The 6126-nt window shown below is 56.0% G+C and carries 7 protein-coding genes and 1 tRNA gene; 1 reads left to right on the top strand and 7 read right to left on the bottom strand.

Features of this window, described 5'->3' with window-relative positions; genetic code table 11:
• Window positions 1-80: 80 nt before the first annotated feature.
• From RTI30_RS11795 to RTI30_RS11815, 5 genes are all read right to left on the bottom strand, one after another.
• Window positions 81-578, bottom strand: a complete 498-nt coding sequence (locus tag RTI30_RS11795) for a hypothetical protein (protein WP_312263372.1) — start codon at window positions 576-578, stop codon at window positions 81-83.
• Window positions 578-1372: an META domain-containing protein gene (locus RTI30_RS11800; protein WP_312263371.1), complete on the bottom strand. Its 795-nt coding sequence runs from the start codon at window positions 1370-1372 to the stop codon at window positions 578-580. The genes RTI30_RS11795 and RTI30_RS11800 overlap by 1 nt, the downstream gene beginning before the upstream one ends.
• 20 nt (window positions 1373-1392) lie before the next feature.
• Window positions 1393-1950 carry a DUF308 domain-containing protein gene (locus tag RTI30_RS11805; protein ID WP_312263370.1) on the bottom strand — a complete coding sequence of 186 codons (558 nt, stop codon included), beginning with the start codon at window positions 1948-1950 and terminating at the stop codon, window positions 1393-1395.
• Window positions 1951-1991: 41 nt separating this feature from the next.
• Window positions 1992-2489 (bottom strand): AAA family ATPase, encoded by a 498-nt coding sequence (locus RTI30_RS11810; RefSeq protein ID WP_312263369.1) that lies wholly within the window; start codon window positions 2487-2489, stop codon window positions 1992-1994.
• Window positions 2490-2621: 132 nt separating this feature from the next.
• Window positions 2622-2708, bottom strand: a tRNA-Leu gene (locus RTI30_RS11815).
• A gap of 38 nt (window positions 2709-2746) precedes the next feature.
• Here RTI30_RS11815 and rnr point away from each other — a divergent pair.
• Window positions 2747-4981: a ribonuclease R gene (rnr, locus tag RTI30_RS11820; protein ID WP_312263368.1), complete on the top strand. Its 2235-nt coding sequence runs from the start codon at window positions 2747-2749 to the stop codon at window positions 4979-4981.
• Between the two features lie 9 nt (window positions 4982-4990).
• Here the strand turns inward: rnr and ppk2 are convergent, their stop codons facing one another.
• Complete coding sequence (gene ppk2 / locus RTI30_RS11825) at window positions 4991-5764, bottom strand: polyphosphate kinase 2 (protein ID WP_409449706.1); 774 nt, start codon at window positions 5762-5764, stop codon at window positions 4991-4993.
• A 48-nt stretch (window positions 5765-5812) separates the two neighbouring features.
• Window positions 5813-6126 (bottom strand): diguanylate cyclase domain-containing protein (locus RTI30_RS11830; RefSeq protein WP_312283836.1); only part of this gene is annotated, 314 nt, incomplete at its 5' end.

Here is a 6126-nt window from a genome sequence, read left to right on the forward strand (position 1 = left end):
CTGGGCTCCTCGGCAAAGGTCATCTGTCCGGTCATGGATGTCATCTCCTAGCTACTCGGTCAACCCATTGTATCAGAGGGCTAAATCAGAGGGTCCTTAGGAGTGGCATGGAGTACGCCCGTGTTGCAAACGCTCTGGTATACCCAGCCGCGTCCGGCAACAAAAACCCGCATGGTCTCTGGCCGCGGAAATTTGCTCACCAAGACCCAGATCCATGGGTCGGGATCGGGCTTTTTGGCCGCCAGCAAGGCCTTGACGATGACGGCGGGTAGACCACGAATACCGTCACTGCCGTGGACAATCGGCAGATTATGCACTGCCTCAAACTGATACAAGGCACCCATCACCCAAGGATTGAAAGGGTCCGACCAGGGATCCTGGGCGCTTAGCCGACGGAGTATGGCGGGCGCGGAAAAATCCCATTGCAGATTTTGATGAATGTGTGCCTTGGGGCCAAGATACTCGCGCACCGTGAGCGGCAGGTACCCCAAGCGGATGAGGATGTCGCGGGTCTTTGCCGCATCGATCTGGTTGATTGGGGCGGGGGCTGAGCTGGAAACGGCGGGGGCGGTGATCATCAATCCTCCGGTTGGGGCACGGCGATAAAGCGAGCGACAACAGCGCCAGCGGCATTTTGCAACAGGAGCTCGTTTGCCAGCATTCGATAGGAAGCGGTACGTTCCAGGGCTGTCGTGAAGGGACGGTCGATCTTGGTACCGGCGCAGGCCATTCGCGTGGAGATCAGCGCGCGGAACTGCAGGTGCCGTTGCGGGCCCAGTACGTAGGCAGCGCCGATGCGATTGCAGCCGTCGAAACCGCTCATGCGCCGTTCGGCGGGCAGGAACGTGATGTAGGGAACCCTGCCTTTGTCTTCGATGCCTTTGGAACCGTCGATAGCTTGCAACTGCCAGCGAAAGCTCGAGAAGAGGACGGTAGCACCGGGTAGATCGCTCACCTTATGCAGCAACCAGTCGTGTTTGCCTCGCGGCGGGATCGCCTTGCCGTTGGCGTCGAGGGGCATGAGGGCATTCTCTCGCACCTGGTATAGGGATGTATGTCCTTGACGATCGCGTAGCGCGATATCGCGGTCGCCATGGAGCCAGGTGAAGGTGCCTGTTTCCGTGAAGCTACTTGCTGGGCGATCGGCATATTGCCTGGTGAGTCGGTAGTCGCCATTGGCAGCGAGGCCGATGGTGACGCGAATGAGGGGGGTGTCGGCCCCGGGCGCATCGCCAGCGTACGCTCCGGCCCAATCGAGGGAAGTCCGGCTGGTATCTGCGGGCGCCACCATACGCGCACTGGATGCCGGTTGTACGGCACAGGCAGCGAGGAAGAGTAAGGGCAAAAAACCGAGGAGGAGGCGCCGTCGCATCGTAGATCTCCGCTTGCTATTTATGGTTTGCCGCCAGGCATAGCCCGACTGAGTAGGAGCAGGGCGATACCATCAAAAAAGAGGTTGATGCCCACAAAAATGCCCACTAGAACGAGAGATCCCTTGGGCCAGGTGACCAAGAAGAGGAGGGCAATGAATACGTCGACAACGCCGCTAAAAATGAACCAGGGACGTCCGATGCCGCCCGAGCGCTGATGAGCGGTGAAATTGCGATAGGCATCGAGAAGAAAGTACAAAATAAACAAGAGGCCGAGACTGGCGATGCCAGCGGCGGGTTCCCAGACGATGATGAGGCCGGTGATGAGCAGCAGGAGTGGGCGCAGCCAGTCAGAAAAATGGCGGTCGCTGTCACCCAACAAGTGCACGGACCAGAACGCGCCACCGAGAATGAGGAGGGCGGCAATCAGCCCAATGGTGAGAGTAGAGAGAAATACCGGACTGATAAGACCAACGAGGCCAACGACAATGAGCAAAATGGCCACCGGGCGAATATATTTGCCGAGGCGTTTCTGTTCCTCGGAAATCAAGGTAGCAAAATCTGGAGGCATGTTATTCATGGGGCAACTCCTTGCCGAACCTATTGCCTCAGCATATTACATCATTTTTCGTTGCTGACGGACTCCAAGGCCTGCCAATAGACTTCCTCGGGCTGCAAGCGCTGAATCTGTTGGCGTAGCACGGCGGCACCAACGGGTGCGGAGCGATTTTGATCATAGCGGATCAGTTCAACGAGGGGACGAGCAGGGAAATACTGTAATATCAACTCGCGCACGCCAAGGTCGGCGAGAATACGCGCTTCGCGAATCAACTGCGCTGGATCGAGATGGGTATCGGCAAGTACCAGTACGTCGGCGTCGAGGAGCTGGCGCAGGCGCTGCAACCAACGAGACTGCACCTCCTCCTCGAACTGGCTATCCCAGTCTGCCCAAGAAAAGGGGGTGTCGTTTGCTTCGGCATATAATTCTTGGCGCAATTGATCTCGCTCCAGGATATTTATGCGTAACTGGGGAAAGCGTTCCACCAGACTTTGCGCCCAGGAGGATTTTCCCGATGCGCTGGTACCAACCGTAAGAATTGCCAAGAGTTCTGTGTTCATCGCCAGTGTCGTTATAGATGGAAGTCCGGGGAGCGCCCTGGGGGCACGTGGACAAATGCCTCGCCTTGGGAGATAGTACCGCAGGCGAGGTTGTGAACAGTGAATGAAATGATCAATCAAAATTCTAGAGAGTGGTACCGAGGACTGGATTCGAACCAGCACAAGCTTTCGCTCACTAGGACCTGAACCTAGCGCGTCTACCAATTCCGCCACCTCGGCAATAGCGCGCATCATCCGATAGTAAGGAGTTTTTGTCAATGCCGGAAAACGAGTCGCCCAGTCTATCCCTACCGGAAAGGGATCCGATGTATGAGCGAGAAAAGGAAAAATACGAGCGACCCATAGTTAGTCGGGAGTTTATTTTACAGTATCTACAAGGCTTGGGGCGGCCGGCCAGTTTGGAAGATCTGATCGAAGATCTTGGGGTTGTCGAAGACGATCAAGAGGCCCTGCGCCGCCGCTTGCGCGCCATGGAGCGCGATGGGCAATTACTGCGCAATCGACGTGGCGCCTACGGCATCGCCGAAGCAATGGAATTGATTCGCGGTTCGGTCATCGCCCATCCGGACGGTTTTGGTTTTTTATCGCGCGATGATGGTGGTAAAGACCTCTTCCTTTCGCCGCGAGAAATGCGCAAAGTATTTCACGGCGATCTGATTCTCGGTCGGGTAATCGGTGAGGATCGTCGCGGGCGCTTGGAGGGTGCCGTGGTGCGCGTGCTCGAACACGCCCTCACCCAGGTCGTGGGACGTTTCCATGCCGATGAGGGCAGTCGCTATGTCATTCCGGAAGACCGTCGAATCAATCAGGAATTTGTGGTGACCAGTAGCGGCGAACTCGCACCGGTACACGGCCAGATCGTAGTCTTGCAGATCGATACCTATCCCGATGGACGCAACCTGCCCGAAGGGCACATCGTCGAAATTCTCGGCGAACACATGGCGCCGGGAATGGAAGTCGAAATTGCCGTACGCAGCTATGGCTTGCCTTTCCAGTGGCCCGAGGCAGTGGAACGTGAAGCAGCGGAAATCGCGCCAGAAGTCCCGGAGGCAATGAAAGAGGGGCGGCGCGATTTGCGGGCCCTGCCTTTGGTGACCATCGATGGTGCCGATGCCAAAGATTTTGACGATGCCGTCTACGCCGAGGCGCGAGAGGGGGGTGGCTTCCGCCTTTTCGTGGCCATTGCCGACGTAGCAAGTTATGTGCAACCCGGCTCGGCTCTAGACCAGGAGGCAAGGCGACGCGGAAACTCGGTGTATTTCCCGGGGCGGGTCATTCCCATGCTTCCCGAGGCGCTTTCCAATGGGTTGTGCTCCCTCAATCCACACGTCGATCGGCTCTGTATGGTCTGCGAGATGGAGTTTGATGCAGCGGGCGAATGCCAGCAATTTCGCTTTGCGCGGGGGGTGATGCGTTCCCAGCGTCGCTTCACCTATGATGAAGTCGCCCAGCTATTGAGTGGCGAGCACTCGCCCGAAGGCGACGATGTCGCCTTGTTGCCGCATCTGCAGACGCTGCATGACCTATATCGATCTCTCGCCAAAGCGCGGGAAGAGCGGGGTACGATCGAGTTCGACAGTCAAGAAAGTCGTATGATTTACAACGATCAAGGTCGCATCGACAGCATCGTTCCCCTGCAACGCAATGTCGCCCATCGCATTATTGAAGAGTGTATGTTGGCCGCCAATGTGTGTGCCGCGCAATATTTCCGCATTCATCAATTTCCAATGCTGTACCGGGTACACCCGGAACCCAACGCCGATAAAATTGAGGACTTACGACGTTTTCTCGGTGAATTGGGGGTGCCGCTGCGCTTGCCGATGCGACCCCGCAGTGTCGATTTGGCGCAGATCATCGAAGCGACTCGGGAGCGCCCGGATGCCAACCTGATCCAAACCATCATCCTGCGGAGCCTCTCCCAGGCATATTACACCGTCGACACCAGTCTGCATTTTGGCTTGGCTTATCCGGCCTATACGCATTTCACTTCGCCCATTCGGCGCTATCCCGATCTACTTGTTCATCGCGGCATCCAAGAACTCCTCGACGCCGCGGCAGCAGGGCGTGCCCCCAGGTTGCCGGTGCTGTCGGAGCTCAAGGAGCTGGGTCAACATTGCTCGATGACCGAGCGCCGCGCCGATGAGGCCTCACGCGAAGCGGTGCAGTGGCTCAAATGCGAATTTATGCTCGATAAGGTGGGAACGGAATACACGGGGATCATTACTGGCGTGACCGGTTTTGGTCTTTTTGTGGCCCTCCGTGAGGTCTATGTAGAGGGGCTGGTCCATATCAGCACCCTTGGCAGCGATTACTATCATTTCGACGCCAAGCACTATCGCATCGTTGGCGAGCGCAGCGGCGAGATTTTCCAATTGGGTGAGGAAATCCGCGTGCGCTTGGTACAGGTAAATTTAGACGAGCGGAAAATCGAATTTGAACGGGTACTTGCCGAGGGACAGAGTAACGGCGAGCGTAAGCGCCGACGCCGCTGATCGGTACGCTCAGTCAGCAATACTACCATTTTCGAGGTAGGCCGGATCGAAATCAAAAATGAGATTTCGATCCGGACTGACTAGGTCGGTGTTTTTTCCTTCGTAATCTAGGCGTAGTAAGATTTCCTTGATGATCTGTAGGCGTGCCGCCTTTTTGTCGTCGGCACGGACAACGGTCCAGGGGCAGAGTACCGTGTGACTGCGCGCAAACATTTCATTGCGAGCCTGGGAGTAGTCCTTCCAATGTTTTACCGCTTGTAAATCGATAGGGCTGGTTTTCCATTGTTTTAGCGGATCATTCTCGCGAGCACTCAAACGCTTTTTTTGCTCTTTGCGGCTAATATCGAGATAAAATTTGCGCAAATGAATGCCAGAGCGCATGAGCATGCCCTCGAGTACAGGAACTTCCTGAAAGAATTCTTCGAGTTGCTTGGCCGTGCAGAATCCCATGACCCGCTCTACGCCGGCACGATTGTACCAGCTGCGATTGAAGAGCACGAATTCGGAAGCCGCCGGTAAATGCGCAATGTAGCGCTGAAAATACCACTCGCTTTGCTCGCGGTCCGAGGGTTTGGGGAGGGCAACGACGCGTACCTCTCGTGGACTCAGGTGCTCGACGATGCGCTTGATACTGCCATCTTTACCCGCACTATCACGTCCTTCGAGGAGGATAAGAATCTTGTCGCCGCGGGCGATAATATGCCGTTGTAGTTTGACGAGCTCTACCTGAAGGGCGTGCAACTCCTCCTTATAGGATTCCTGAGTGACCATTTTTTCTTTCATTTTTCTCTCCATGATAGATCGCCATTTCCCGTATTCTGCTATTGTTCGTCAATTCATCGATGGGCTCGTCGTGTTTCCGATGCTTTCATCCAGCACGATTCGATTGCGTCCCTCGCGTTTGGCGCGGTAAAGAGCCTGATCGGCATCGGTAATGCTGCGTTCCAAGTCGTGGCCGGGTTGCCAAATCGTTACTCCGGCACTAAAGGTCGGCCGTAGAGAAACGGTCCCTATTCTGCAAGGCATTGCTTGTAGTCGCAACTGGATGTATGCGTCCACCACCTTTGGCACTGTGGTAGATGTTGGAGGAGGAAGGATAGCGGTGGTTTCTGTCCGAGTCGATGGTGTGGCCGTTCGGCGTTGTA

It is taken from the genome of Candidatus Igneacidithiobacillus taiwanensis (assembly GCF_031962545.1).
Taxonomy (GTDB): Bacteria; Pseudomonadota; Gammaproteobacteria; order Acidithiobacillales; family Acidithiobacillaceae; genus Igneacidithiobacillus; species Igneacidithiobacillus taiwanensis.